Annotated in this window: 11 protein-coding genes and 1 pseudogene; 4 read left to right on the plus strand and 8 right to left on the minus strand. The window is 62.7% G+C overall.

The window, feature by feature from the left end:
* Positions 1–51 precede the first annotated feature (51 nt).
* From hutU to hutC, 3 genes are all read right to left on the minus strand, one after another.
* A complete protein-coding gene (gene hutU, locus CCOS864_RS26240; protein WP_115089281.1) occupies positions 52–1,731 on the minus strand; it encodes a urocanate hydratase in 1,680 nt (559 codons plus the stop codon).
* Between the two features lie 297 nt (positions 1,732–2,028).
* Positions 2,029–2,601, minus strand: a complete 573-nt coding sequence (locus CCOS864_RS26245) for a HutD/Ves family protein (RefSeq protein WP_115089283.1) — start codon at positions 2,599–2,601, stop codon at positions 2,029–2,031.
* Positions 2,598–3,308, minus strand: a complete 711-nt coding sequence (hutC, locus tag CCOS864_RS26250; RefSeq protein WP_166675745.1) for a histidine utilization repressor — start codon at positions 3,306–3,308, stop codon at positions 2,598–2,600. The genes CCOS864_RS26245 and hutC overlap by 4 nt, the downstream gene beginning before the upstream one ends.
* 144 nt (positions 3,309–3,452) lie before the next feature.
* On the opposite strand from hutC, the gene CCOS864_RS26255 reads away from it, so the two are divergent.
* Positions 3,453–4,817: a formimidoylglutamate deiminase gene (locus CCOS864_RS26255; protein ID WP_115089288.1), complete on the plus strand. Its 1,365-nt coding sequence runs from the start codon at positions 3,453–3,455 to the stop codon at positions 4,815–4,817.
* A gap of 64 nt (positions 4,818–4,881) precedes the next feature.
* On the opposite strand, the gene CCOS864_RS26260 is transcribed toward CCOS864_RS26255, so the two are convergent.
* Together CCOS864_RS26260 and bamE are read right to left on the minus strand one after the other, a co-directional pair.
* Positions 4,882–5,457, minus strand: coding sequence for a lipocalin family protein (locus tag CCOS864_RS26260; protein WP_115089290.1), 576 nt, complete (start codon positions 5,455–5,457; stop codon positions 4,882–4,884).
* Positions 5,454–5,708, minus strand: a complete 255-nt coding sequence (gene bamE / locus CCOS864_RS26265; protein WP_115089291.1) for an outer membrane protein assembly factor BamE domain-containing protein — start codon at positions 5,706–5,708, stop codon at positions 5,454–5,456. The genes CCOS864_RS26260 and bamE overlap by 4 nt, the downstream gene beginning before the upstream one ends.
* A gap of 234 nt (positions 5,709–5,942) precedes the next feature.
* Between bamE and CCOS864_RS28885 the strand changes: the two are divergent.
* Together CCOS864_RS28885 and CCOS864_RS28890 are read left to right on the plus strand one after the other, a co-directional pair.
* A pseudogene (locus CCOS864_RS28885) lies at positions 5,943–6,980 on the plus strand (HAMP domain-containing protein); the annotation flags it as partial.
* 66 nt (positions 6,981–7,046) lie between these two features.
* Entirely contained in the window at positions 7,047–7,835 is a 789-nt protein-coding gene (locus tag CCOS864_RS28890; protein WP_420849262.1) for a methyl-accepting chemotaxis protein, read from the plus strand.
* An 83-nt stretch (positions 7,836–7,918) separates the two neighbouring features.
* On the opposite strand, the gene CCOS864_RS26275 is transcribed toward CCOS864_RS28890, so the two are convergent.
* The 3 genes from CCOS864_RS26275 to CCOS864_RS26285 all read right to left on the minus strand — a co-directional run bounded on the left by CCOS864_RS26275 (position 7,919) and on the right by CCOS864_RS26285 (position 12,120).
* Complete coding sequence (locus CCOS864_RS26275; RefSeq protein WP_115089295.1) at positions 7,919–8,515, minus strand: DUF924 family protein; 597 nt, start codon at positions 8,513–8,515, stop codon at positions 7,919–7,921.
* Positions 8,516–8,518: 3 nt separating this feature from the next.
* Positions 8,519–9,529 (minus strand): class 1 fructose-bisphosphatase, encoded by a 1,011-nt coding sequence (locus CCOS864_RS26280; protein ID WP_045193898.1) that lies wholly within the window; start codon positions 9,527–9,529, stop codon positions 8,519–8,521.
* 140 nt (positions 9,530–9,669) lie between these two features.
* Complete coding sequence (locus CCOS864_RS26285; protein WP_115089297.1) at positions 9,670–12,120, minus strand: glycogen/starch/alpha-glucan phosphorylase; 2,451 nt, start codon at positions 12,118–12,120, stop codon at positions 9,670–9,672.
* A gap of 199 nt (positions 12,121–12,319) precedes the next feature.
* On the opposite strand from CCOS864_RS26285, the gene CCOS864_RS26290 reads away from it, so the two are divergent.
* Positions 12,320–12,727: a YkgJ family cysteine cluster protein gene (locus CCOS864_RS26290; protein WP_233673577.1), complete on the plus strand. Its 408-nt coding sequence runs from the start codon at positions 12,320–12,322 to the stop codon at positions 12,725–12,727.
* The last annotated feature ends 3 nt before the right edge of the window (positions 12,728–12,730 follow it).

Genomic DNA, 12,730 nt, shown 5'->3' on the forward strand with positions numbered 1-12,730 from the left:
CGTGAGGCGTATGCGCCTGCATAGATATCAGTATCAACCATTTACCGCAGATCAGCCTGTGATCATCGGCAGGTTCAAGCCTTGTTCCTTGGCGCAGTCGATGGCGATCTGATAACCGGCATCGGCGTGACGCATGACACCGGTACCCGGGTCGTTGGTCAGTACGCGGGCGATCCGCTCGGCAGCCTCGTCGGTACCGTCGCAGACGATGACCATGCCCGAGTGCTGGGAGAAGCCCATGCCCACGCCACCACCGTGGTGCAGGGAGACCCAGGTCGCGCCGCTGGCAGTGTTGAGCAGGGCGTTGAGCAGTGGCCAGTCGGAGACGGCATCGGAGCCATCCTGCATCGATTCGGTTTCACGGTTCGGGCTGGATACCGAGCCGGAGTCCAGATGGTCACGGCCGATGACAATCGGCGCCGACAGCTCGCCGCTGCGGACCATTTCGTTGAACGCCAGGCCGAGCTTGGCGCGCTGGCCCAGGCCAACCCAGCAGATACGTGCTGGCAGGCCCTGGAAGCTGATGCGCTCGCGGGCCATGTCCAGCCAGTTGTGCAGGTGGGCGTCGTCCGGGATCAGTTCCTTGACCTTGGCGTCGGTCTTGTAGATGTCTTCGGCGTTACCCGACAGCGCTGCCCAGCGGAACGGACCGATACCACGGCAGAACAGCGGACGGATGTAGGCCGGTACGAAGCCCGGGAAGTCGAAGGCATTGGTCACGCCCTCTTCCTTGGCCATCTGGCGGATGTTGTTGCCGTAGTCGAAGGTCGGGATGCCCTGTTTCTGGAAGTCGAGCATGGCCTGGACGTGGACGGCCATCGATTGCTTGGCAGCCTTGACCACGGCAGCCGGTTCGGTCTGGGCGCGATCGCGGTACTGCTCCCAGGTCCAGCCAGCGGGCAGGTAACCGTTGAGCGGATCGTGGGCGCTGGTCTGGTCAGTGACCATGTCCGGGCGCACGCCACGCTTGACCAGCTCTGGCAGGATTTCAGCGGCATTGCCCAGCAGGGCGATGGAGATGGCCTTGCCTTCGGCGGTGTACTTGGCGATGCGTGCCAGGGCGTCATCGAGGTCCGTGGCTTGCTCATCGACGTAACGGCTGCTCAGGCGGAAGTCGATGCGGCTCTGCTGGCATTCGATGTTCAGCGAGCAGGCACCGGCCAGGGTTGCGGCCAGAGGCTGGGCGCCGCCCATGCCGCCGAGGCCTGCGGTCAGTACCCACTTGCCCTTGAGGCTGCCGTTGTAGTGCTGACGGCCGGCTTCGACGAAGGTTTCGTAGGTACCCTGGACGATGCCCTGGCTGCCGATATAGATCCAGCTGCCGGCGGTCATCTGGCCGTACATGGCCAGGCCCTTGGCATCCAGTTCGTTGAAGTGTTCCCAGTTGGCCCAGTGCGGTACCAGGTTGGAGTTGGCGATCAGTACGCGCGGGGCGTTGCTGTGGGTCTTGAACACGCCGACCGGCTTGCCGGATTGCACCAGCAGGGTTTCGTCGTCGTTCAGGTTGGTCAGGCTCTCGACGATCTTGTCGTAGCACTCCCAGTTACGCGCGGCACGGCCAATACCGCCGTACACCACCAGCTCTTTCGGGTTCTCGGCGACTTCCGGGTCGAGGTTGTTCATCAGCATGCGCAACGGCGCTTCGGTCAGCCAGCTTTTGGCGGTCAGCTTGTTGCCGCGCGCTGCGCGGATTTCGACGTCACGGAATTTCTTGAAGTTGTTGTCAGTCACGGAAATGGCTCCTAAGCGATCGGTCCAGAGCAACCCAGGCATTGGGTGGGTCATGGCACTTATACAAACACATCTTTACTTGTATGTACAAGCATAGGCAATTGAAATGCCAACTCCTCCCGAGGACCGCTTACCCGGTTCCAACGCAGGCGCTAGAGCCCCGCAGCGTGGGCGCTGCAGGGATACAAAAAAAATTTGGGGAGATGAACGGTCAAGCAATCTGGACCAGCGGCATTGCACCACTTTGGGTCATTCGGTAACAGGCCCGACCGAGCGGCTCGGCCGGGCGTAACAATTTTAGTCCGCGATCAGTTCGATCAGACAGCAGCGCCCCTGAATGTTCAAGGCCTGCAGGTTGTGATTACCTTCCAGACGCAAGCAGTCGTAACGACCCAACACGTGCGTCCCTTGACCGGTCAACGCCACCTCAACCTGGGAGGCTGCCGCAAACAGCAGCAGGGTCGAAGCCGAACTGAACACCTGCTGGGTGCCGTCGAGCCACTGCAGGCGCGCGCGGTAACGCTCGGGGGAATAAATCAGGTTGAAATCGCGAATCGAACCACCGAGCAGGCTGCAACTGACCTGACTCTCGCCACTGAAGGCAAAGGCATCGAACGGCAACAGCGGGCGCGTCGGCTGACCGTCGACCTGCAAGCGCATGCCCTCGCCCTCGAGCACGGTGATGATCCGCTGATAACCGGCAAAGCTGGAAAAACCACCGGATTCGCTGATATCGGCAATCGACAGGCGCCAGCCGAAGCCGTCCAGGCCAACGCCTGCATCGCGGGTGATTTCTTCGGTGCTGCCGCCGCCGTTCTTCCACGGCATGCGGGGGTAGTCTTTGGCGCGTAATACCTGCAACTGGCTCATTTGCTGAAGCGTCCTTCCAAGCGATGACGGGATCCGGGATGAATCAGACGAGCGGCAGTCACTGGCTGACGCCCCGACCAGGTGCGGCGGCGGATCAGCAGGCACGGCTCGCCCTGTTCGATTTGCAGCAGGCGGCATTCTTCCGGCTCGGCGAGGATCGCTTCGACCACGTGCTCGCCTTCGGTCAGCGGTGCGACCTGGGACAGGTATGCGTAGGGCGTCTGCCGGGTGAAGTCCTGCTTGAGGTAGTCGGGTGCCACTGCGGCGTTGACGAAGCGGTCTTCGATCTGCACGGCGACGCCGTTCTCGTAATGCACGATCAGCGAGTGGAACACCCGCTGGCCTTCACGCATGTCCAGGGCCAGGGCGCGCTCGGAACCGGCGGCCTCTTCGGCCAGGACAATCACCTGGCAGCTGTGCTCGTGGCCGCGGGCGGCGATCTCGTCGGCAATGTTGTTGACCTCGAACAGTGCCGAACGGGTCTTGGGCTCGGCGACAAAGGTGCCGACGCCCTGCATGCGCACCAGCAGACCTTCGGCGGTCAACTCGCGCAGGGCGCGGTTGATGGTCATGCGGCTGAAACCCAACTGGTTGACCAGCTCGCTTTCAGACGGCACCCGGTGATGGGGCGGCCAGCTGCCATTCTGGATCTGCTGGGCGATCATCTGTTTGACCCGGGCGTACAGCGGCGCCGGACCCTCGCCCATCTGGGCAACCAGCGCGGAGACAGGAGGTGTCGGCACGGAAGATATCCTTGTTCGGTTGAATGAACGGTAGCTTGCCGGAGTTTACCCAGCAGGCAAACGTCTGTATATGTATATACAAATAATCACAATTGAGGTGCCGTGCCGATGTCCGTCTTCTTTGCCGAACGTGCTTTGCTGCCTACGGGCTGGGCCGAAAACGTCCGAATCGAGGTCGGCGCTGACGGCCTGCTGACCAGCATCCAGGCCAACGCCTCGGCCGAAAACGCCGAACGCCTGGCCGGTCCGCTGCTGCCAGGCATGCCCAACCTGCACTCGCACGCCTTCCAGCGCGCCATGGCCGGGCTCGCGGAAGTGGCCGGCAACCCTAACGACAGCTTCTGGACCTGGCGCGAGCTGATGTATCGCCTGGTCGGCAAGATCAGCCCTGAACAGCTGCAGGTCATCGCCCGTCAGCTGTACATCGAAATGCTCAAGGCCGGCTACACCTCGGTCGCCGAATTCCATTACGTTCACCACGACACCCAGGGCCAGGCCTACGCCGACCCGGCGGAACTGTCCTTGCGCATCAGTGCCGCGGCGCGCGCCAGCGGCATCGGCCTGACCCTGCTGCCAGTGCTGTACAGCCACTCGGGCTTTGGCGGGCAAACACCGAACGAAGGCCAGCGGCGCTTTATCAACAGCACCGAACAGTATCTGAACCTGCAGGCGCGCCTGGCGCCACTGCTGGCCGAGCAGCCCGCGCAAGGGCTGGGCCTGTGCTTCCACTCCCTGCGCGCGGTCACCCCGGAGCAGATCGCCCAGGTACTGGCCGCCAGCGACAAGGCCTGCCCGGTGCACATCCATATCGCCGAGCAACAGAAGGAAGTCGACGACTGCCTGGCCTGGAGCGGCCGCCGGCCTTTGCAGTGGCTCTATGAGAACACCGAAGTGGATCAGCGCTGGTGCCTGGTCCACGCCACCCATGCCGAGCCCGACGAAGTCGAGCTGATGGCCCGCAGCGGCGCGGTTGCCGGCCTGTGCCTGACCACCGAAGCGAACCTGGGCGACGGTATCTTCCCGGCCGTGGACTACCTGGCCCAGGGCGGGCGCCTGGGAATCGGCTCGGACAGCCATGTGTCGTTGAGCGTGGTCGAGGAATTGCGCTGGCTGGAGTATGGCCAGCGCCTGCGCGACCAGCGCCGTAACCGCCTGTACCGCGGCGATCAGCCGATGGTCGGGCGCACCCTGTTCGATGCCGCCCTGAGCGGTGGCGCGCAGGCGCTGGGGCAGCCGATTGGCGAACTGGCGGTGGGCAAGCGCGCGGACTGGCTGGTGCTCGATGGCAACGACCCGTATCTGTCGACAGCCAGTGAAGACGGCATTCTCAACCGCTGGCTGTTTGCTGGCGGTGACCGTCAGGTGCGCGACGTGATGGTCAACGGCCAGTGGGTAGTGCGCCAAGGGCACCATGCCCAGGAAGAAGACAGCGCGCGGGAGTTTGCCGGAGTGCTGCGCAGCCTGTTGGGCTGATTACGCCATCGCGGGGCAAGCCCGCTCCTACACTGTGGGAGCTGGCTTGCCAGCGATTTGGGCATCAAGGCTTAGCCGCAGCCATCTCCTTGTCCGCTACCCGCCAGATCAGCCGCTGGGTGTCGTAGCCCTGCTGGCGCGCCTTGGCCAGCAGGCTTTCGCGCTGCAAGGCCGGGATGGTCGGGGTACGCGAGAGTATCCACAGGTACTTGCGGTCCGGATTGCCGACCAGCGCGGTGTGGTATTTGTCGTCGACGTAGAGGATCCAGTAGTCACCCTTGGCAACGCCCGGTAGCAACTTCGAGAACCAGTTGTCGAACACCACCCAAAGCTTGTCGGTCTTGCCCGGCACCTGCACGTTGGCCGTGCCGCTGGCCTCCTGCCATTCACCTGCAAGGGTGCGGCAGCGGTTGAGCACACCGACGCTGCCGTCCGGCTTGAGGTTGTAATGGGCTTCGGACTGGGCGCAGTCACGCTGGAAATACATCGGCAAACGCGCCAACTCATACCACTTGCCCTGGTAGCGCTTGAGGTCGACGCTGTCGGCGGTCTTCGGCTCAAGGGACCCGACGCCGGAGCTGGCGCAACCGCCGAGGATCAACCCGGCACACAGCACCAACAGCAAGTGCAGCCGCTTCATTTCAGACCCTGCCCGGAATACATCAACACCTTGTCGCCGGCGTACTGGACGCTGATGAACGTTTTCTCGTCGCCCCAGGTGCAACTGGACATGCCCAGGGCGCCCGAGCAATCGGTCGGCGCGCCGAGCAGTTTTTCGACCTCGACCTTGGTCATCCCGGACTTGATCTGTGAATAGTTTTCCTGGTTGATCTTGTTGCACGCAGTAAGGAACACGCACAAGGACAGCAGGGCGAGGGAACGCAACGACATGAAGGGTCACTCCTGGACATGAGGGTGCAGGCGCGGTGGCCTACCGACAGCTTAGAAGGGAAAAAGCTCATCCGGTTCCCGAGCGCTCCGGTTTTGTTGGCGTCAAAGCCCCGCCATTGGTCGACTGGTGAGTTCTGCGATTAATCTTTTGTCCATAACGGACGACACAGGAAGGCGCTGCGACTGATTGCCGCGCCCCACCCGTTGACCCGCCTTGTGCAGACAGACCTCGCAATGACAAAAAACCTGAAGTTCAGCCACAAGATTCTGCTCGCCGCCGCCCTGGTGGTCGCTGTCGCCTTCACTTGTTTCATCCTGTTCAACGATTACCGCCAGCGCCAGACCCTGCGCAGCAACACCGAAGCCTCGATGCAGGAACTCGGCAGCCTGACCAGCAGCAACATCCAGACCTGGTTGCAAAGCCGCATGCAGCTCCTGCAGTCGCTGTCCCAGCAGGTTGCCGTCGATGGCGCCAGCAAGGACAGCCTGACCCGCAGCCTGAGCCTGCCGGTGTACGGCAGCAACTTTCTGCTGACCTATTTCGGCGGCCAGGACGGCTACATGCAATCGGTACCGCTGGGCAATCGCGCCGCCGACTACGATCCGCGGGTTCGCGGCTGGTACAAGGCCGCTACCAGTGCCGGCCAGTCCATCGTCACCGAGCCGTACATTTCCGTTTCGGCCAACAAACTGGTCATCACCCTCGCCACCCCGGTACAGCACCAGGGCCGGCTGATCGGCGTCAATGGCGCCGACACCGACCTGGACAGCATCAGTGCGATCATCAACGCACTGAACTTCGACGGCCACGGCCAGGCCTTCATCGTCAACGGCGCCGGCAAGATCCTCGTGCACCCGCAAGCCGACCTGGTGCTGAAAAACCTCAGCGACGCCTACCCGCAAGACACTCCGCAGGTGGGCAGCGGCCTGAAAGAAGCCGAACTGGACGGCCACAAGCAGTTCATCACCTTCACCAAGGTCAACGGCGTGCCCTCGGCTGACTGGTACGTGGCACTGGTGCTCGACCAGGACTTTGCCTTCGCCACGCTCAGCGAACTGCGCACCTCGGCGGTGGTGGCCACGGTGATTGCGGTGCTGATCATCATTGCCCTGCTCGGCGTACTGATTCGCGTGTTGATGGAGCCGCTGCACGTAATGGGCCGGGCCATGCATGACATCGCCGAAGGCGAAGGCGACCTGACCCGGCGCCTGCGCATCCATGGCCAGGACGAGTTCGGCAGCCTCGGCCAATCGTTCAACCGTTTTGTCGAGCGCATCCACGAGTCGATCCGCGAAGTGGCCTCGGCCACCGGCCAGGTCAATGAAGTGGCCCAGCGCGTGGTCAGCGCCTCGAACGCCTCGATCCACAACGCCGACCAGCAGTCGAGCCGCACCAGCAGCGTCGCCGCGGCGATCAATCAGCTCGGCGCCGCCGCCCAGGAAATCGCCCAGAACGCCGCCCTCGCCTCGCAGCACTCCAGCGATGCGCGCAACCTCGCGGCCGAAGGTCAGCAGGTGGTCGAACAAACCATCGAGGTGATGAACCAGTTGTCGGCGAAGATCAGCGACTCGTGCGGCAATATCGAAACGCTCAACACCAACACGGTGAACATCGGACAGATCCTCGAAGTGATCAGCGGCATTTCCCAGCAGACCAACCTGCTGGCGCTCAATGCCGCAATTGAAGCGGCCCGCGCCGGTGAAGCCGGGCGCGGATTTGCCGTGGTGGCGGACGAGGTACGCAACCTGGCCCACCGCACCCAGGATTCGGCGCAGCAGGTTCAGCGCATCATCGAAGAACTGCAGGCCGGCGCCCAGGTGGCGGTCAGCACCATGACCGAAAGCCAGAGCCACAGCCAGCACAGCGTCGGCATCGCCAACCAGGCCGGCGAGCGGCTGGGCAGCGTGACCCAGCGGATCGGCGAGATCGACGGCATGAACCAGTCGGTGGCCACCGCCACCGAAGAGCAGACAGCCGTGGTCGAGTCGATCAATGTCGACATCACCGAGATCAATACGCTGAATCAGGAAGGGGTGGAGAACCTGCAGGCAACCTTGCGCGCCTGCAATGACCTGGAGAATCAGGCCAATCGGTTGAAGCAATTGGTGGGGAGTTTCAGGATCTGATGTGAAGCTGATCGCGGGGCAAGCCCGCTCCCACAAGCAATGCAAATCTCTGTGGGAGCTGGCTTGCCAGCGATGAATTCAACTCAAAACCTTGAGCCCGGCTCCAGCAGAAAATCCATCTCTTCATCGGTACTCGGCCGATTCAGCAGCAGATTGCGGTGCGGGAAGCGACCAAAGCGGGCAATCACCCGCTGGTGCTGCTCGGCATAGTCGAGGAAACCTTCGAACAAGCGCCGATCCGTATCCGGCTGGGCAGCGAGCAACAGCTGATAACGCTCGACGCTGATGTTCTGCCAGTCCAGCACTTCGGCATGTTCCAGCACCAGCAGGATGAACACCCGCTGGATCGGCAGCAGCTGGTAATCCCAGGCCTTGTCCAGACCCTGCATCACCAGCACCTGGGCACGGCGGTCGCCATCGAAGGCGCGCGGCGTGTCGCGGTGGATCATGCGCGGCAACTGATCGAGCAGCAACACCAGACCGAGCCAGCCCTGCGGGCTTTGCAGCCACTCATCGAGGCCGCCGGCCAGCGCCTGTTCGACCAGGTCGCCGAAGCGCTCGCGCGCTTCGTCGTCGTGGTGCTTGCCGAACCACAAGGTGCTCTTCTCGTCAGCCACATCCTGGGGGCTGGTGCCCCAGCCAAACCACCACTCCAGCAACGGCTGCCAAGGTGCGAGCATGATTTACTCCTTGTGATAACCGGTAACGCGCTCGACTTCCTGCTTGGAGCCGAGGAACACTGCCACGCGCTGGTGCAGGCTCTCCGGCTGGATGTCGAGAATGCGCTGGCGACCGTCGGTGGAAGCACCGCCGGCCTGTTCGATGATGAAGGACATCGGGTTGGCTTCGTACATCAGACGCAGCTTGCCCGGCTTGGACGGCTCACGCGCGTCGCGCGGGTACATGAACAGGCCGCCACGGGTGAGGATGCGGTGCACATCGGCAACCATCGAGGCGATCCAGCGCATGTTGTAGTTCTTTTTCAGCGGACCGGTCTCACCGGCCAGCAGCTCGCCCACGTAGCGGGTCACCGGCTCTTCCCAGTGGCGCTGGTTGGACATGTTGATGGCGAACTCGGCGGTGGTTTCCGGTACCTGGATGTTCTCGTGGGTCAGCACGAAGCTGCCCAGCTCACGGTCCAGGGTGAAGCCCTTGACGCCGTTGCCCAGGGTCAGGATCAGCATGGTCTGCGGACCATAGATCGCGTAACCGGCGGCAACCTGCTTGGTGCCCGGCTGCAGGAAGGCCTGCTCGTTGAGGCTTTCGTTCTGGCTCAGGTACTCGTTAGGGCAGCGCAGTACCGAGAAGATGGTACCGACCGAGACGTTGACGTCGATGTTCGACGAACCGTCCAGCGGGTCGAATACCAGCAGGTAGGCGCCTTTCGGGTACTTGCCCGGGATCTGGTAGGCATTGTCCATCTCTTCGGAGGCCATGCCGGCCAGGTGACCACCCCACTCGTTGGCTTCAAGCAGGATGTCGTTGGAGATCACGTCCAGTTTCTTCTGGACTTCGCCCTGCACGTTTTCGGTGCCCATGCTGCCCAGAACGCCGCCCAACGCGCCTTTGGAGACGTTGTGGCTGATTTCCTTGCACGCACGCGCCACCACTTCGATCAGGAAGCGCAGATCGGCAGGGGTACTGTTGCTGCGGGTCTGCTCAATCAAATAGCGACTCAGGGTAACGCGGGACATGTAAGGCTCCGAAGGAAGGGGGTAATAAAAACCCACGCAGTTTACAGGGAGAGTGAAGCGCTAGCGAGCAATCAGACACGCTTGGCCGATCAGACGGCACATCGGCCCGAGAGTTCACCCCCCGGGCCGGCCCTTGCAGCTTAGTCGAGGGCTTTCCAGATGTCGGTAGCGTACTCGCGGATGGTCCGGTCCGAGGAGAACCAACCCATGCGCGCCGTGTTGAGCACCGCCCTGCGCCACCACTGCCTGGGCTCGTGCCAGAGCTCTTCGACGCGCATTTGCGCTTCCCAGTAGGCGTCAAAATCGGCGCACACCAGAAAGCGATCGTAGGCCACCAGCGAGTCGATCAAGCCGACATAGCGGGCCGGGTCATCCGGTGAAAACACCCCGCCGCGAATGGCCTGGAGCACATCGTTGAGCCGATGGGAGGCACCGATCGCGGCACTCGCACCAAAGTCGCCGCTGCGCTTGCGCGCCTCCACCTGCTGGGAGGTCAGGCCGAAGATGAACATGTTCTCAATGCCGACCTGCTCGCACATCTCGACGTTGGCGCCGTCCAGGGTGCCGATGGTCAACGCGCCGTTAAGGCCGAACTTCATGTTGCTGGTGCCGGATGCCTCATAGCCGGCGGTAGAAATCTGCTCGGAAAGGTCGGCTGCCGGGATGATGCTCTCGGCCAGGCTGACGTTGTAGTTGGGCAGGAACACCACCTTGAGCAGGCCGCGCACGGTCGGGTCGTTGTTGACCACCTTGGCGATGTCGTTGGTCAGCTTGATGATCAGCTTGGCCTGGTGGTAGCTGGCCGCCGCCTTGCCGGCGAAGATCTTCACCCGTGGCGCCCAGCCGGCGCCGGGTTCCGCACGGATCGCCTGGTACAGCGCCACGGTGTGCAGCAGGTTGAGCAACTGGCGCTTGTATTCGTGGATGCGTTTGACCTGCACGTCGAACATCGCCTCGGGGTTGAGGGTGATGCCCAGGCGCTCCTGGATCAGGCTGGCCAGGGCCTTCTTGCTGTGCAGGCGCTGGGCGGCGAACTGCTTGCAGAATGGGGCTTTGTCAGCAAAGGGATCAAGGTCGCGCAAGCGCCCTTGCGGGTCATCGAGCACATCGGCGCCTAATGCCTCGACCAGCATGCCGGTCAACTGCGGGTTGGCCTGGAACAGCCAGCGACGGAAGGTGATGCCGTTGGTCTTGTTGTTGATCCGCTCGGGGTAAAGCTTGTGCATTTCGGCAAACACGGTGCTGCGCATCAGCTTGCTGTGCAGCGCCGATACGCCGTTGACGCTGTGCGAGCCTAAAAACGCCAGGTTGCCCATGCGTACCCGGCGGCCATTGTCTTCCTCGATCAGCGACACCGCGCGCAGCACGTCGAAGTCGTGGATGCCCTTGGCGCGCAAGGCGTCGATATGAAAGGCATTGATCAGGTAGATGATCTGCATGTGCCGCGGCAGCATGCGTTCCATCAGGCCCACGGGCCAGGTTTCCAGGGCTTCGGGCAACAGCGTGTGGTTGGTGTAGGCCAGGGTCTCGACGGTCAGTTGCCAGGCGGTGTCCCACGGCACTTCGTGCTGGTCGACGAGCAGGCGCATCAGCTCGGCGACGGCGATCGAGGGGTGGGTATCGTTGAGCTGGATCGCCGCCTGCTGCGGCAGGTTGAGCAGGCTGTCGTGCATGTTCAGGTGCCGGCGCAGCAAGTCCTGCAACGAGGCGGAAACGAAGAAGTATTCCTGGCGCAAGCGCAGCTCCTGGCCGGCCTCGGTGCTGTCAGCCGGGTATAGCACCCGCGAAATGCTTTCGGCGCGGGCCACCTCGGCGACAGCGCCAAGGTGGTCACCGGCATTGAAGCGCTCCAGGTGCAGCTCTTCCAGCGCCCGCGCCCGCCACAAGCGCAAGGTGTTGACGCTGGCCCCGCGCCAGCCGACCACCGGCGTGTCGTAGGCCACCGCCCGCACCGTCTCGGCCGGCCACCATACCTGGCGCTGCTGGCCAGCGGCGTCGTGCACGGTTTCGACGCTGCCGCCGAAGCTGATCGGGTAGATCACCTCGGCCCGCTCGAACTCCCAGGGGTTGCCGAAATCCAGCCAGTTCTCGGTCTGTTCCTGCTGCCAGCCATCGACCACCGCCTGGCGGAACAGGCCGTGCTCGTAACGAATGCCATAACCGTGGGCGGCGATGCCAAGGGTCGACATGCTCTCCATGAAACAGGCCGCCAGGCGCCCCAGGCCACCGTTGCCCAGGGCCGCATCGGGCTCAAGCAGGCGGATGCGCTCAAGGTCGACGTTCAGCCCGCCCAGCGCCTCACGGGCGACATCCAGCAGGCCCAGGTTGCTCAGGCTGTCGTACAGCAGGCGGCCGATCAGGAATTCCAGCGACAGGTAATACACCCGCTTCTGGCTCTTGCGGTAGATCTGCCGGGTATGGTCCATCCAGTGATCGACCATGTGATCGCGGGCCGCCAGGGCAATGGCTTCGAACCAGTCGTGGTCGAAGGCATGCTCCGGGTCCTTGCCGACCGCGTAGGTCAATTTATCCAGCACAGCGGTGCGAAAAGCGGCCACCTCTGCGTCACGAGCGAGCGGTTCCTGAGACATGCGACGTCCTCGGGCAAGTTGACGAATGCGGATGGAGATTTCTCAGCCTAGACCGTTCGACACAGAGGGGAAGCTCTGGTTCGCGACTTTCTTGCGGCCAGCGGCAAACAAACCCGGAATAAAGCGGCAAATGGTTGTTCACAATTTGATCAACTCCGGTATCATCGCGCGCCCACAAGACTCTTCTAGCCTGAGCCCGATGAAACCGACCCTGATTGCCGCCGCCGAAGTCGACCGACTGGAAACCTGGCAGAAGTACCAAAGCCATATGTGCGGAGGCTGCAACTCGACCTGCTGCACCTTGCCGACGGAAGTGAAAATCAAAGACCTGATCCGCATGGGCGTGGTGGATGAGTTCGAGGTGGGCGAGCCGCCGAAGAACATTGCCAAGCGTTTGCAGAAGGACGGGATCATCCAGCGCTTCAACCAGAAGTCGGGGATTTTCACCCTGGCGCAGATGAGCAACGACGATTGCCTGTACCTGGACCGTAAAAGTCGCATGTGCACCATTTACGAAAAGCGCCCGGACACCTGCCGCAACCATCCGCGGATCGGACCGCGTCCGGGATATTGCGCGTACATCCCCAAGCCAGCGGCGCGCCGCTAAAAG

Source organism: Pseudomonas wadenswilerensis (assembly GCF_900497695.1).
In the GTDB taxonomy this organism is placed as follows: Bacteria; Pseudomonadota; Gammaproteobacteria; order Pseudomonadales; family Pseudomonadaceae; genus Aquipseudomonas; species Aquipseudomonas wadenswilerensis.